This window comes from Aminipila sp., assembly GCF_032051575.1.
Classification (GTDB): Bacteria; Bacillota; Clostridia; order Peptostreptococcales; family Anaerovoracaceae; genus Aminipila.
The window spans coordinates 66,997-81,951 of sequence record NZ_DAMBYD010000006.1; the positions used below are offsets into that span (position 1 = coordinate 66,997).

At 35.7% G+C, this 14,955-nt stretch carries 14 protein-coding genes; 2 read left to right on the top strand and 12 right to left on the bottom strand.

The genetic code is table 11. The features are described 5' to 3' along the window. Positions 1-20: 20 nt before the first annotated feature. Positions 21-563: a GNAT family N-acetyltransferase gene (locus RTW14_RS09475; RefSeq protein ID WP_312650045.1), complete on the bottom strand. Its 543-nt coding sequence runs from the start codon at positions 561-563 to the stop codon at positions 21-23. A 445-nt stretch (positions 564-1,008) separates the two neighbouring features. Here RTW14_RS09475 and RTW14_RS09480 point away from each other — a divergent pair, with 445 nt between their 5' ends. Further along, positions 1,009-2,325 (top strand): leucine-rich repeat protein, encoded by a 1,317-nt coding sequence (locus RTW14_RS09480; protein WP_312650048.1) that lies wholly within the window; start codon positions 1,009-1,011, stop codon positions 2,323-2,325. A 215-nt stretch (positions 2,326-2,540) separates the two neighbouring features. After that, positions 2,541-2,951 (top strand): DUF4489 domain-containing protein, encoded by a 411-nt coding sequence (locus RTW14_RS09485; protein WP_312650051.1) that lies wholly within the window; start codon positions 2,541-2,543, stop codon positions 2,949-2,951. Here RTW14_RS09485 and RTW14_RS09490 read toward each other — a convergent pair. The 11 genes from RTW14_RS09490 to RTW14_RS09540 all read right to left on the bottom strand — a co-directional run bounded on the left by RTW14_RS09490 (position 2,941) and on the right by RTW14_RS09540 (position 14,873). Then, entirely contained in the window at positions 2,941-3,162 is a 222-nt protein-coding gene (locus RTW14_RS09490; RefSeq protein WP_312650053.1) for a hypothetical protein, read from the bottom strand. The two genes, RTW14_RS09485 and RTW14_RS09490, sit on opposite strands and share 11 nt — an antisense overlap. A gap of 27 nt (positions 3,163-3,189) precedes the next feature. Beyond that, a complete protein-coding gene (locus RTW14_RS09495) occupies positions 3,190-3,651 on the bottom strand; it encodes a hypothetical protein (RefSeq protein WP_312650056.1) in 462 nt (153 codons plus the stop codon). Between the two features lie 57 nt (positions 3,652-3,708). Next, a complete protein-coding gene (locus RTW14_RS09500; protein WP_312650059.1) occupies positions 3,709-4,536 on the bottom strand; it encodes a MerR family transcriptional regulator in 828 nt (275 codons plus the stop codon). Between the two features lie 74 nt (positions 4,537-4,610). Next, positions 4,611-5,324: an aminotransferase class IV gene (locus RTW14_RS09505; RefSeq protein WP_312650062.1), complete on the bottom strand. Its 714-nt coding sequence runs from the start codon at positions 5,322-5,324 to the stop codon at positions 4,611-4,613. A 45-nt stretch (positions 5,325-5,369) separates the two neighbouring features. Continuing rightward, positions 5,370-6,680 (bottom strand): aminodeoxychorismate synthase component I, encoded by a 1,311-nt coding sequence (pabB, locus tag RTW14_RS09510; RefSeq protein WP_312650065.1) that lies wholly within the window; start codon positions 6,678-6,680, stop codon positions 5,370-5,372. Beyond that, positions 6,658-7,266 (bottom strand): anthranilate synthase component II, encoded by a 609-nt coding sequence (locus RTW14_RS09515; protein WP_312650068.1) that lies wholly within the window; start codon positions 7,264-7,266, stop codon positions 6,658-6,660. Before RTW14_RS09515 ends, pabB begins: the two co-directional genes overlap by 23 nt. Before the next feature lie 363 nt (positions 7,267-7,629). Then, a complete protein-coding gene (locus RTW14_RS09520; RefSeq protein WP_312650071.1) occupies positions 7,630-9,924 on the bottom strand; it encodes a preprotein translocase subunit SecA in 2,295 nt (764 codons plus the stop codon). 48 nt (positions 9,925-9,972) lie between these two features. Further along, a complete protein-coding gene (locus RTW14_RS09525) occupies positions 9,973-10,173 on the bottom strand; it encodes a hypothetical protein (RefSeq protein WP_312650075.1) in 201 nt (66 codons plus the stop codon). A gap of 137 nt (positions 10,174-10,310) precedes the next feature. Further along, entirely contained in the window at positions 10,311-10,757 is a 447-nt protein-coding gene (locus RTW14_RS09530; protein WP_312650077.1) for a staygreen family protein, read from the bottom strand. Positions 10,758-11,063: 306 nt separating this feature from the next. Beyond that, a complete protein-coding gene (locus RTW14_RS09535) occupies positions 11,064-11,465 on the bottom strand; it encodes a pyridoxamine 5'-phosphate oxidase family protein (RefSeq protein ID WP_312650079.1) in 402 nt (133 codons plus the stop codon). A gap of 309 nt (positions 11,466-11,774) precedes the next feature. Next, complete coding sequence (locus RTW14_RS09540; RefSeq protein WP_312650082.1) at positions 11,775-14,873, bottom strand: tetratricopeptide repeat protein; 3,099 nt, start codon at positions 14,871-14,873, stop codon at positions 11,775-11,777. Positions 14,874-14,955: the final 82 nt, after the last annotated feature.

Genomic DNA, 14,955 nt, shown 5'->3' on the forward strand with positions numbered 1-14,955 from the left:
CATATTTTTGTTCATTACCATTAGGATATCCACTGTTCCTTGGTAATGCATGTTATATTCTCAGTGCGAATATCATCCATCAATTCCCAATGAATATTTTCATTGGTATGGTGGTAAATGAACCCACACTTTTCCTGAACACGGCGAGATTTCAAATTCCCGTCAAAAAATCCACACCACAGTTTCTCCATATGAAGTTCTTCAAATGCATACCGCATCAGCTCACGCACAGCTTCCGGAATCAAACCCTGTCCCCAATAAGGCACTCCAATCCAGTATCCAATCTCTGCTTCCGTATCTGAGATATCAAGGTTGCTTTCTTTTCCAATCATCAGTCCGATGCTCCCCACCGGTAGATTCGTTTCTTTTAAGACAACTGCATAAGTTCCTTCCTTTGACAAGACATTTTTTATAATATCACAGCTATTTTCTACACTTGTATGCACAGGCCATCCTGCAATCGGACCTACCCTGTCATCCTTTGCATAATCATATATGTCCGCTGCATCCTTCTCTTCCCATGGTCTGAGAATTAATCTTTCAGTTTCCAATCTGTCTTTCATATGAATACCCCCTATTTAATAATAATGAATTCAAAATTCAGTTTTGTATAATATGCTGTAACACTCATTAATTATTTTCCCTGAGTTATTTTATTTTATCTGATATTTTACACTTTATTACAAGATTAGACAATATGAATAAACATAATATCCCAATGATTGCTTGTTAATTATAAAAGGGAAAGAACCATCCTTTACCGTCCGATGAGAAGCTGGCAGCTCCTTGGCAGAATATCTTTATTTTACACTTACGATTAATATGCAACACACAAATACTATCCTCATATACTAACTATTAAAACACACTTGTTTAAATTACTAATAAAATAATTTATTTCATGATTCATTATGAATCAAACTTGATGAAGATGTATTGCCTGCATAAGTCAAGATGCAATGTATTTATCTATTTTTATAATTTTTTTAGTCTAGGAGGTTTATTAAAATGCCTATATCCGATGATTATATTTACACAATTGTAGACAATCATGCTACAATTATCGCTTATACAGGTTCCGGAGGTAAGATTACAATTCCAGCAACCCTAGGTGGATGCAGTGTGACCGGCATTGAAATGTATGTGTTTTTTAGAAGCTACAGCCTAATTAGTGTGACTATACCGGACAGTGTGACCAGTATTGGTGAAGGTGCGTTTCAGTCATGCATCAACCTAAATAGCGTGAATATACCAGACAACGTGACCGTCATTAGTAATTATATGTTTGCAGACTGCATCAGTCTAAGTAGTGTGGCTATACCGGACAGTGTGACCAGCATTGGAATATCTGCGTTTAATGGATGCATTAACTTAACTAGCGTGAATATACCTAATGGTGTCACCCACCTTAGTGACTATGTGTTTTTGGATTGCCTCAGGCTAACTAGTGTGACTATACCGGACAATGTGATTAGTATCGGAATCTATGCATTTTTTTCATGCGCCAGCTTAACTAATGTGACTATACCGGACAGTGTGACCAGCATTGGTGAATATGCGTTTTATTTATGCACTAGCTTAACTAATGTGACTATACCGGACAGTGTTACCCACATTGGCGACTCTGTATTTTTTTTATGCACTAACTTAACTTCAATTGATGTTAATAATGGAAATTCAAATTACTCTTCTTTGGATGGTGTGCTATATAACAAATTACAAACAACTTTGATATGTTATCCTGCTGGAAAAACAGGCTCATTCAATGTTCCGAATAGTGTATCCAGCATTAATTGGGCTGCGTTTTATTCATGCACCAACCTAACTAGTGTGACTATTCCAAACAGTGTGATCAACATTGGTGGCATTGCTTTTTATGGCTGCATCAACCTACTTTCTGCCAAGTATTATGGGAATGCACCTACTATGGGTTCCGATGTGTTTAATAATGTATCTATTGATTTCACAGTCTATTATCTTTATGAAAAAACAGGATTTGATACTCCTATTTGGCAACCTGATAAGACTACTAACCTCTATAAAGCAGAGCCTTTTTATAGTGTAACTTATGATGGCAACGGAAACACAAGTGGTATAGCCCCTTCTGACAGCGACACAACTATACCAGTATCTTATAATACCGGGTCTCTTAAAAAAGTAGGTTACGCCTTTAGAGGATGGAACACAAAAGCTGATGGAACCGGGACACACTATGATCCAGGAACAGCCTTTGGAGTTGTACATCAAAATGTAATACTATATGCACAGTGGAAATTTTCACAATTGATAATATCAAATACATTAATAACAACGGTCTTAACTTAGATTATTGACAAAATTACATCTCCTACCAGTACAAATAAATGCACAACTCAATATATAATATTCTAGCACGCTCCATTAACATTAATCATATTAAAACAGTTAATTATGTAGATATTAGTGCTGTGCCTTCATATACTAATGATAACTTATGCTATTACAATTTCCTCGGATGTTGAATATTTAGTAAATTTTAGTTTAAAAGAAGGATTGTGTTTATGAATTTTATGTTAAAAGGTTATTCTGATAGTGATTGTGATACATGTGAAGAAGACAAAAACCACTATCAGATGATTATAAAAAGTGGTTATCCTAGTTTAACTACAATTCCTGGAGGTAATGTAGCAGGCACTTCTTTTATCGTTAGCACCATTACTTTAAATACTTCTGGCTTAAGTAATCCATGCATTAGAATTGACTTTACAAGTAATGTGGTTTCTACGGATTTTGATGAAACGATAATATTTCAAGTGTTTAAGCATTATAATAATTTATCATGCCCTGTTAGCCCTATATGGACATTCTCACCAACAACATCTTTAGCTACAACAGTCTCCTTCTTTGCTTGGGATTGCGATTATTGTAATAATCAGTACTGCACTTATATAGTAGTAGCAACTATACAGTAATTCCTACTACTATATCACCAGACTGACTAATCACATTTCCTCCATCTTTTCCTGCACCTGGTCCAAGTTCAATTTTCCAATCACAATATTCCACAAATTGCTTATTATGTTCAATAGCAACCACTGTATTTCCGCTAATAATTAACTCATCTAATAATTTCAGTAAATTTTCGATATCAGAGAAATGTAGTCCAGTTGTTGGTTCATCCAACAGATATAAAGTATTGCCACTTTTTTTTCAAATTAAATCCTTTGCAAGTTTTAATCGTGCGGCCTCCCCACCTGAAAGTGTAGATGTTCCCTGACCAAGTTTCAAATATCCGAGTCCAACCTTCTGCAAAGATTTTAATCCCTGAATTGCTTCTACTGATTCATCCCAAAATTGAATTGCTTCATTAACTGACAGATTAAGAATTTCATCAATACTTTTGTCTCTATACAAAACAGAAAGAATATCCTTTTTATACCTTTTTCCCTTGCAATCCGGGCATTGAACTAGTGTTCCTTCTGTATATTTTACCTTGGTTTTTCCTTCTCCCATACAGGTATCGCACTGTCCAAACTGACTATTAAAACTAAAATATCTTTCATCCCATCCATTTTGAACAGATAACGGAACATTTGCAAACTCACTTCGAATAAAATCCATGGTTCCAATATACGTTGCAACGATAGATTTCGACGTCTTTCCTATTGGCAATTGATCCACCACCATCACATGGTGTGAGAGTCAATAAAAAAAGAGCATTTCTGCTCTTTAATTTGAATGATATAACAATGGTATTTGTAATTCTGTTATGTATTCCTCTGGATTTTTTGTATGACACATTGAAACATGACATACTTGTCTATTTTGTCCTTGCATTTGATATTCATTATGCTGCTCCAACCAGTATGCAAATTCTTTATAAGCAAGACTAATATTATCATATGGTCCATAAATCATAAAACAAGCTGCCATATCTACTTTCTTAATCTGCCGATAAATAACGTCCTTATTCTCCATAGGTATATCCGAATGATCTACTACGACACAAATTTCAATATCAACATCCTTTTCTCGATAATCAAAGTCATGATAGATTGAGAAGCTCTGTAGTTTATCTACGTTTTTGATATTTTTAAGAACTACTCCAAACTCCTCCCATAGCAAAGACTCACAATAGTAATCTGGTACAATCCTTCTTATTGAAATGACATGCTGCATAGGTAATGACTTCATGATAATCTCAATATTCAATTTTTTCCCCTGGTTATCCAAATCATAAAGCAACCCCTGCATCTGCTGAAGCTTTATCTTCTCTGATTGAATGTTTTCTTCCGTCTTTTTCATTTGCTCTAAAAGATTATTTTTTATACTATCAGAATTCCAGGTTTCTAACAATGTTTTTATTTCCTTTACACCGAAACCCATATTTCTTAATAGTATGATTCTATTTAGCTGATCAATCTGTTTTGCAGAATATAACCTATACCCGTTTGAATCGTCAATCAAACATGGTTCTAATAATTGTTGTTCATCATAATACCGTAACATTCTTACAGATATCTGCGTGATTTTAGAAAATGCACCTATTTTAAACATTTCACTCTTCCCTTAAAATATACCCACTGGTTCCTCTAGATTTTGCACGAGTACTATTGATTTGTAAGTATATATTAAAAAAAACTTTTATATTTATCTTGCAAATCAATAGTTAATTCATCTGAGCGAAATAAGTACTTTTCTATTGAAACTACTTTCATAATCCCAACAATAGAATTTGTAATAAAACACTCTTCAAACTCATGCAAATCGGTTATTCTTATTTTTGTCTCTTCTACTTTCTCATTTGTACAAATGAGATTTCTAAATATACCGGATAAAATCCCGCACTCTTTTAACGGTGTATATAATTTTTTCCCTTTTACAAAAAAAATGTTCGAACTACTGCATTCACTTACCTCACCCTTTGTGTTAAGAAATAAGGCTTCACTCATATTGTTATGTTGGGCCGTTTGTTTTGCTATGATATTTTCCGCATAATTCAATGTTTTATGATACGTTAAAGGTGAGGTTTCATTCCTTAGAAACGGACACATGCATAACGAAAAACCTTTATCATACATTTGCTTGGTATACGAGTTTTCTCTAGTAGAAAACTTCACATTTTTTTCAGAAACCATGATTTTTAAAACACCATTTATAGGATTCTCTTTATTTAAAAACTTCATCACAGTTCCAGCTGTTATCATTTGAGGAATCTTTAAATACTCTAACGTATGATTTATTCTCTGTAGGTGCTCATTTAACAATAAAGCTGCACCATTTTTAACCGCAATCGTTTCAAATGCTCCTATTCCATAATAATAACCTGCATCAATTTCTATCAAAACATTGCTCTCCTTCCTACTGTTTTTATTGCTTCTTCTAATCTATTAACGAAGTGCATCTAAGAACGCTTTTGCCTTCTGTAGAGTTTCTTCGTATTCCATTGCAATATCGGACTCATATGTGATTCCTCCACCAACCCCTAGACTGTACTGACCATCTTTATATATAGCCGTACGGATCACTATATTAATATCACAATCACCATTTAAGGAAAAATATCCGATTGTTCCTGTATATAAACCTCTATTGGTGTGTTCAAGCTCTTCAATAATCTCCATTGCTCTTAGTTTAGGAGCTCCCGTAATGGATCCTCCTGGAAAGGTAGCATTTATAATATCAATGATGTCGGTCTCTTTTTTTAACATACCGCTCACTTCTGCTACGAGATGATGTACCGTTGCATAAGATTCTATGGAAAACAAATTATCAACCTTAACGGAACCTGGTTCACAAATTTTATTTAAGTCATTTCGTTCAAGGTCAACGATCATTAATAACTCACTTTTATCCTTTTCCGAATTTTCAAGCTCCTTCTTCATGATGAGGTCTTCCTCTTCCGTGCTGCCTCTTTTTCTCGTCCCTTTAATCGGTCTTGTAATAATCGTATGATCCTTCACTCTCATAAATCTTTCCGGTGATGCACAAACTACTTGAAAGGATTCATAATTCATATAAGCAGCAAACGGTGATGGGTTGTCTACTCGTAAAATCGAATATAAATCATACGGCTCCAGATCACTTTCTAAAAATAAACGCTGCGTCATATTGGCAATATAAATATCCCCTTCTATGATATAGTTTATCATCTTTTCAATGGTTTTTAGATATTCTTCTCTCTCAAAATCATAGCAAACCTTTAGTCTTGTTGATTGACATTGTTTTCTCTCCTGACGACTTAACAAAGATTCGATTTCTCTAATTGCAATCTCTGGCTTTTGCGTTTTCCCATTTGCTACTACATATATTGATTTGCTGGAATGTTCTTCAATAATAAATTGATCATAAAATATCAAGATACTTTCTGGTATGTCATCCTCTTTATTTCTTTTATAATCATATGAAAAATAACCAATTGCACCTGCGACTAGCGGAAGATTCGTTTCATTTTTTTGAAAATTTTCTAAGAAATAATTTTTTACATACGTTTCAAAATAAACCTCTTGTTTTACTCCATTTACTAGTGTGCAATCATTTTTCTTTTCTATCTTTAAATATGGTTTCCTGGCTATAATAGAATATTTACCTAATGAGTTTACCAAAGAAGATTCCAAAATAACAGTGTCAAGTTCCTTATAAAATAGTTCAAATATCTCCGAAATAGGTATATATTGTTCAATTTTCTTGATGTTTGTCATTTCTATCCTCCCAAGCTTTACATATATCAATAAAATTTTCAATTATTTCATATCCGTACTCTGTCAATAATGCTTCTGGATGAAATTGTAAACCATATATAGGATATTTTCGGTGAGAAATTGCCATTATAACCCCATCTTCAGTTTCTGCATCTATGATAAACTCTGGTGTCAGTGTTTTAGAATCAATAATTAAGGAATGATATCTGGTAACATTAAATGAATTGGGAAGATTCAAGAATAACCGTTGCCCTCGATTCTGTATAATCGATATTTTTCCGTGCATCGGTCTGTTCCCTTTACAAACATCTGCTCCAAAGCAATGCCCAATAACCTGATGCCCCAGACATACTCCCAATATAGGAATTTTTCCTGTATACACTTCTATCAATTTCTGAGAAAAAATCGCCTGTTTTGGTGTGCCTGGTCCAGGTGAAATAATAAGTCCACTATATTTTTTATCATTGATTTTTGCTATATCTGCAGAATCTACATTCTCAACAATTATTTCTTGACCTAACTTTTCAAAATATGCAGCCAAATTATATACAAATGAATCATTATTATCAATCATATAATATTTCATGGATTTAACATTCCTTTCTGTTTACTCAAGATGCAAACAAGTTTATTTACGTCTATTTCAAAGGGGCAAAACCGTCTTTTTCTTAACGATTTTGTCCCAAATTCACTTTCAGTCATCACCTGTGATTCTATTTAACTATTTACTACAAATTTGATATTGTTTTTATAATACCATAAAAATGGATGCAGAACAAGCGTTCCATATCCCTCCACAATACTCTGCGCCAATTTTCTTCATCTACATCCAACATAATAACGTCTAAAAAATCAGGACAAAAATCGAGCATTTTTCAGCTTGATTTTCGCCCTGATTTAGCTTCAAAAACGTTTAGCGAAATGAATAAAACATCATCATCTTTGATATCTAAATAAATTTATTTATTTTTAATATTTTAATTGCAAGCCAAAACAACTTACTAAGCGAAAACAGCGTACCATTCATTCCATTTGAAAGATTGGTAAGTAAATGTGGTAATCTAACAAACTGAGTTTTGCTTTCATCAATGATATAAGTGCAGGTGCTTGTTGCGCCTACGAGACCTGCTTCCTCCATATCAATTCCAAATGCCGTTATAGTGCATGATTTCATATAAGAAAGGACATCATTTTTAATATCGTCTTCCATATCAGAGAAAGCTGAAACCGCGGATTTGTGGTATTCGTCAATTGGATTTAAGCCACCAATAATGGATAAGTGAATTCCACTTCTAATGTTTTCCATGGTGCAAAGATAGTCTGCCCAATGTTGATTGATAAAATATAGTGTTAATTGTTTTTCTGCACGGTTAATACCACCTATGCCAACAGTCTGCACATAATATTTGAAAAGTTCAGGATTATAGAGCTTTAGAAAATCAGCAGTCCGATTATCCAAAAGAATTTCATCCCTATATGCAGTAATTCTCTGTCTTTGAACTTCTAAAATATAAGCATATTTTTCAAGCATATAACGTGCTTCGGCAGCTTTGCCATCTTCTAGTTTTTGTGCTTGACGAATAAGTTTAGGGAGTTTGTTGGACTCAAACTTATCCTCAACAAAATATTTAGAAAGCAAAGGATCTTCCTTACTGACAAAAAATTTGCTTTCACCCGGATCTCCCTGTCTTCCTGAACGGCCTTTCAATTGTCTATCAATACGAAGACTTTCATTGATACCACAACCGATTACAAACAGACCTCCAGCATCCTTAACAAATTTCTTTTCTTCCTCATTACGACCACCAAGTTTAATATCCACGCCTCTGCCTGCCATATTGGTTGAAATCGTTATTTTATAAGGCTTTCCAGCATCAGCTATGATTTCTGCTTCCATTTCATTATTTCTAGCATTTAACACATTATGTGGAAGAAAATTTGCAGAAAGTAGCTTGGAATATCGTTCTGATTCCAGAACACTTTGTGTACCTAAAAGAATAGGTTGACCCTTATCATTAGCACATTTGATTTGAAGTATAATTGCATTTTCCTTTTCTTCTTCCGTATCACAGATATAATCAGCGTAATCCTTTCGAATAGATGGAAGATGCGGAGAAATGACATCAACATCAAGTCCGTACATGTATTTGATTTCTTTTTTTGAAGACTCTACAGTTCCTGTCATGCCACACAACAATTTATATTTTAGAAGAAAGAATTGAAGAGGCATAGAGTTATAAATGATTGTTTGACTATAACTAGTCAATTTTTCTTTTATTTCAACTGCCTGATGTAAAATAGCAGGGAATTTACGGTCAACTGCAATTCTACCTGTTATTTGGTCAATTACGAATATTTCATTGTCTTTTACTAAGTAATCCTTATCTTTACTCACAAGATATCTTGCCTCAATTGCAGCACTAATAAATGCTACTATATTAACATTTTCTTCATCATAAAGATTATTTAAATCGAGAGTTTTCTCAATGTTAGCAATACCAGAATCAGTGAGCCAAAATTCATTTTCTACATTGTTATATACGATATCCTTCGGATATAGTTTTTGAATTGCATAATCAGCCTTTAAGGCTTCAACACAAGCAATTGTTGCACTTCCAGCTACTACTAATGGTATTCTCGCCTCATCTATAAAAATAGAATCCGCTTCATCTACAATGGCTACATCGAATGGAATAGAGATGAATTTACTTTTTTCATTGCACAAAAAATTCTTCAAATAATCAAATCCAGCTTGCTTTGCAGATATATAAACAACATTGCAGGAATATGCCCTTCTCCGTTCTTCTAGACTTGATTCTTCTGTTATAAAACCACTTGTTAAATTGCAGAACCGAAAAATATTTTCGGTTTGCTTGTAATCACGCTTTGAAAGATAATCATTGAATGTCAGAATGTGGACACGCTTTTTTTGCAAGGCAAAACAAGCCGCTGTCAATACTGCTGCCAAAGTTTTACCTTCGCCAGTAGGCAACTCAGCAATATTGCCTTGTTGCATAGAATATGCAGCCGCAATTTGAGTATCAAAAAGAATTAGCCCCGTACAGCGTAAAATAATCTCTTTTAACAAACTGTAAATTTTCGAATAATTGTTTTGGTCACAAAATTGTAACTGTGATTTTAATTCCATATTGGTTAATTTTGCCCAATCAAAATGGTTAACTCGTAGCAAAAAATTAGCGTATTGAGAAATATGCCATTTTTGCAATTTTAATTGTTTTTTCAATTTTTATATACTCCTTTGCTGTTTAATTTAAAAAATACAAAGGAGTATTTATTCTATTTTACATACAGAGCGAACTTGGAAAAGATACCCGACAGGATATTGGGAAATAAGAAATTGAAAAAATAGATTTAATACAAAAACAATCGGCAGAAGGAATAAAAGCACAGGAAAAAGCAATACCATAGACAATGCTATTGTCACAAGAACATATAAAAGTCCTTTTAATACACGTTCTTTAGTTTTTTCCATCTCATGTCCACCGCCGTTGAGTTTTATTATATATTTTCATAGTATAGCATAATATCGTCTATACATCAATTAAGATATTACATAAAATAAGCCTCAGTAAACTGCAAATAAGGATTCGATATATAGCAAGCACTAATTTACTTATAGATGCCAATAGCTCCAAAATCATATGTCTTGTCATATGCAGGATTACTTGAGATAAAGTGAATAAATACCGTTGTGTTATCAAGATTAGCCTCTTTGTCAAATAAAAATCTGTCAGCTTGGCGTAAGGCTTGAAGTGCTGTAGGCATTTCGTTATAAAAAATTTTATTTCTAATATAAGCATTTCCTATTACACCTTTACCATCCACAATCACTGATCCAATTAAAGCAAGCCCTTTTTTATTTTCCTCCCATGCAACTCTTACCTCGTCACGCATTATTGTAATTTGATCTTCTGCATAATTTTCGGCCACAAACACAAATAACTCCGCGGTTGTATCCGAATGGGTAATAGTATATTTTCTACCCATAACAGGCTCATATGGTTTCATTATATCCCGATATTGCACAAATACTTTATGCGGATTAAGTTCTTTCAATTTGCAAACCTCCTTCAATATAATCACTTATATTCTATTCGGAGACTGCAAAAGTGTTAGTATAGCTAGTTTAGAATATTAATTCTAGTATAATACCGAAGTTGATAAACAAAACTTCGGTATTATTACATTTCAGAGTATTCTTTTAAGGTTTTTAACCATTTATCTAGAAAAATATGAATAGCATTCAAATCTTCTCCATTAATTTGGGTCATAATCTTATCATAAAATTCCTTATGGAAATTTTGTTCTATATTGCTCGATAAGACCGTTTTTAATCAGAGTGCTTAGATGAAACGTAAAACATTAGAATCTTTCTATCTTAACGTTATCATCCATATGATGATGTAACATATACTCCCCATGTGGTAAATAAAACACTTCCATTTTATCCGTGCCGCATGATTCATACACTTTTTTGGCAAACTGACTGTTGGAAAGTACCTTATCCTTATCTTCTTGTCTATCGCTGAAAGATATTTCCCCCATAACTTTTATATAGTCATATTTTTCATCTGTTGCACAAAAGCAAACATTGGGGTTTATCTTTAACTGTTTACTTAATTCTGTACCTGCAGATACATAAAACAAAAGCCCTTCGTTTGAAACATGTGCGACTTCAAACGGACGGGTATCCGGTTTATTCCCCTCACAAGTTGCCAGATTACCAAATTTATTCTTATTCAAAAAGTCAAAAAGTTCTTTCATCATTTCCTCCAATACAAATTTTTTATTATTTTTAACTGTTTTTAATATGGTTATGCAAAAAATTATAAGCACTTTTATAAGGTCGTAATACCTACAATTCTATTGTATCATTAGAGCCCATTAATTTTTCAAACCTCTTACCATTAAAATATTCATATGATATATATTGTCTGTGATAATATTATATTTATACATCTATGGATTTCAGTTAAAATCACCTTCCCAATGAATATTTTCATAGGTTTAATTTTGTACTTCTACTATAAATATAAATAAGCATAGGAAAATGTAACAAATATAAAAATTATTTTAGCCTTTCAGCCGTTGAAGTGCCTCTATTGCTTTTTCGTAGTCATGCTGTGCGGCCTGTTCATAAAAGGCTATTGCTTGGGTTAAATCCTGCTTTACTCCTAAACCATTTTCATATAGTTTCCCGATGTTATACATGGCACTTTCGTCGTTTTGCTCCGCTCCAAGAAGAAATAACCTCATCGCTTCTGCATAGTCCTGTTCCACACCTTCTCCGGTCGCATAGCAATCCGCTAAATTGCCAAATGCCATGTCGATTCCCAAGTCCACCGCCTGCCGAAATAGTGATACAGCCTTGCCCAAATCACGAGGTATCTTCTCACTCATCCTGTATAACCGTCCTAAGTTTACCATGGCGCTTCCGTTACCTGCTGCTACTGCCTGATCATATAGCTCGGCAGCTTTCACATGGTCTTGTTCCACCCCTTTTCCAAACTGGTAAGAATATGCCAGACTGTATATAGCAAACTGATATCCTTGATCAACAGCAAGTCGGTATAACCGTATCATCTCAGCATAATCCTGTTCCACACCAGTTCCATCTCTATAGCAAATGCCAAGATTATATTGCGCTGTCGCATGGCCTTGGTCTACAGCAATGCGATACAGTCGTACCATTTCATCGTAATCCTGCTCCACACCATTGCCCCTTAGATAGCAAAGTGCAAGATTAGTAAGGGCTTCGTTATGGCCTTGTTCAGCCGCAAGTCGATATAATCGCACTGCTTCAGTATAATCCTGTTCTACTCCATAGCCTCTCGCATAGCAGCGTGCTAGGTTATGCTGTGCTTCCGGTAAACCTTGTTCCACTGCAAGATTATACCACTTTATAGCTTCATCGTAATCTTGTTCCACGCCAGTGCCTCTGTCATAGCAAAGACCAAGATTGCATTGCGCATCTGCTAAACCTTGCTCTGCAGCAAGACGGTACAGTTCTACCGCTTTTTCATAATCCTGTTTCACGCCTTTACCATTTTCATAGAAGAGTGCAAGATTATGCTGTGCCGATGCCTTACCCTGTAAAGCGGCTACACTGTACCAGTGAACAGCTTCAATATAGTTCTGCTCCACACCCAGCCCATCTTCATAACAGCTTCCAAGAACATTTTGCGCATTAGCATGCCCCTGTTCAACCAAAGTTTGAAGCATTTCAACAGTCTTTTTATAATCCGGTTCCACACCGATGCCTTCTTTGTAACATATTGCTACATTATACTGTCCTAGCGCAAGTCCCTGTTCCATTGCCTGTGAATACCACCAGAACGCTTTTTCAAAATCTTTTTCTACGCCCCTGCCAAGTTGATAGTACAGCCCCAAATCCACCTGTGAAAGTGCATGGCCTTGCTCCGCCGCAAGCTGGTAAAGCTGCGCACTCTTTACATAGTCAATGTCTACGCCATAACCATATTCATAACATTTTCCAAGATGAAATTGTGCTTGTACCTCTTCCTGTTCCACTGCTTTTTCTAGCCATAGTACCCCAATTTTGTTGTTCTCATTCTCTTCTTCTTCATCTTGTTTAGGCTTACGAAGAAAAGTTAGCCCCAGATGTAACTGTGCTGCAGCACATCCCTCCTCTGCTAGGCGAGTCAGTGCTTTTTCCGCGTCCTCATATCCCCTCTGTGCAGATTGTCCGTATAACTCCGCCGCTTGTTCCAATTCTTGCTCTACACCATCTCCCTTTTCAAAACAGTCTGCCAAGTGGTAGAACGCAGTGGGAATCTTCGCCTCAACGGCTTGTTGAAACAAAGATACCGCCCGCTCTATATCACGTGGGACACCCCAGCCAAATCGGTAGATCCGCCCCATACTAACAAACGCCTCAATGCTATCACCTTCTACCGATTTCTCGCAAAGTTTTAATGCTTTGTCATAGTCCTGTGGTATATGATTTCCCTCTATATAGGCATGGGCCAGACGAGCACAAGCACGTGGCTCACCCTGTTCAGCCGCAAGAGCATACCAGTGCAACGCCTGTTCCATATCCTGATTCACACCATAACCTAGGTGATAGCATTCCCCTAGATAGCACTGGGCACTTGGATACTTTTGCTTAGCCGATGCTGAGAACCAGCGTACGGCCTCTGTATTATCTTCCTCCGTGGCGATGCCATGATAATAAAAGAACCCCAGATTACACTGTGCAGGAGCATAACCCTGCTCTGCAGCTTGCTGGTAAAGTTTCATAGCTCGTTCTTGGTTCCGTTTCACACACTTTCCAACTTCAAATAAGTAGCCGAGTGAAGTTAATGCTTGTAAGTGACCTTTATTCGCAGCAAGCTGATAAAAATAAACCGCCTTTTCATGGTTTTGCTCTACGCCTTGACCATATTCATAGCATTGCGCTAACTGGAACTGTGCCTGCACATCCTTCTGTTCTGCGGCTTGAAAAAACCACTTAAATGCCTTTGTGTCATTTTGCTCTACACCAATGCCATGATAATACAAAAATCCTAATCTGCACTGTGCTGCCGCATATCGTTGTTCTGCTGCGTGCTGATAGTACACAACAGCTCGCTGTAAATCCTTTTCCGTTCCATACCCGCTTTCACAGCATAAGCCTAGAAAGAACATTCCACGAATATTCCCCTGCTCTGCTGCTTCTGAAAACCAACGATATGCCTTCTCATTGTCTTCTTCCACACCAATACCGTAGTAATATAAGTATCCTAAATTGCACTGAGCGGGACTATGTCCCTGCTCTGCAGATAAGCTGTATAGCTCCAGTGCTTTATGTAAATCTTGTTCAGTACCCCGACCAAACTCATAGCATTCACCCAGCAGACACTGACTCACAGGGTCTTTCTGCTGGGCGCTACGAGAAAACCAAGCATATGCCATAGCATCACTTTGCTCAAGTCCTTCCCCATCCAAATAGAGAAGTCCAAGCCTACTCTGCGCTGTAGCATTTCCTTGCTGAGCGGCAAGGGTGAGCCAATAAGCAGCCTGACCATAATCCTGCGTTATACCATCTCCGCTATAATAGCAGAGAGCCAATTCATATTGTGCCTGACAATCGTTTCTTTCAGCAAGTTCCATCAGTTCCTTTACTCTATCCTGCTGTTTCATCTCATTTATATAATTTTTATAACTTGACATAAAGACTCCTTTATTACGTAAAATCATTTTAATTAGTATAACATATCAGGGCAGTTCTGTCATAATTTACCTTTATGGATTG